This is a genomic window from Acidovorax sp. KPB24-03 (assembly GCF_057546605.1).
In genome coordinates, this window is the sequence record NZ_BAAJYR010000825.1 from 1 (window position 1) to 800 (window position 800).

The 800-nt window shown below is 73.0% G+C and carries 1 protein-coding gene; it reads left to right on the forward strand.

The window, feature by feature from the left end:
* Nucleotides 1-157: 157 nt before the first annotated feature.
* Nucleotides 158-800, forward strand: a 643-nt coding sequence (locus AC27KI_RS26255) for a biotin-independent malonate decarboxylase subunit gamma (RefSeq protein ID WP_487116794.1), incomplete at its 3' end; no start/stop codon positions are given.

Genomic DNA, 800 nt, shown 5'->3' on the forward strand with positions numbered 1-800 from the left:
ACCACCTGCCGGACGATGCCCCCCGCCCGACGACGCCACCGCGCTGTGGCAGGCCCTGGGCGTGGCCGATGCCGCCCGGGTGCCCGAGCTGGACGTGGCGGCGGTGCAGGGCCTGCGCCCGGCCTGAACCCGCAGCAACGAACGAGAAGGAACCGACATGCAATGGAACACCCTGGCCGAAAGGCTCTTCGGCGCGCAGCACGGCATCGTGGCCGATGGCGACCTGCTCTTGGGCACACCCACCTTCGACGGCCAGCCCCTGGCCGTGATCGGCACCACAAACCATGCGCCCATCGGCGTGCGGCTGGCGCTGGCCCAGGCCCGCGCGGTGCTGGACACCGTGGCGCAGCACCCCGGCCGCGCCATCCTGCTGCTCATCGACACGCAGGGCCAGCAATTGCGCCGGCGCGACGAACTGCTGGGCATCAACCGCGCAATGGCGCACCTGGGAATGGCCATCGACCTCGCGCGCCGGCACGGCCACCGCGTGGTTGGGCTGGTCTACGACCAGGCGCTCTCGGGCGGCTTCATCACCTCGGGCCTGATCGCCGACGCCTGCTACGCACTGCCCGAGGCCGAGATCCGCGTGATGCGCATTCCCGCCATGGCGCGCGTGACCAAGCTGCCCGAGGCCCGGCTCACCGAGCTGTCGCAGTCCAACCCCGTGTTCGCCCCCGGCGTGGACAACTACGTGGCCATGGGCGGCGTGCGCGCGCTGTGGGAAGGCGACCTGGCCGCCGCGCTGCGCGAGGCCCTGGCCCACACGCCCACCGACGACGTGCGGGCCCCGGGACGGCGCC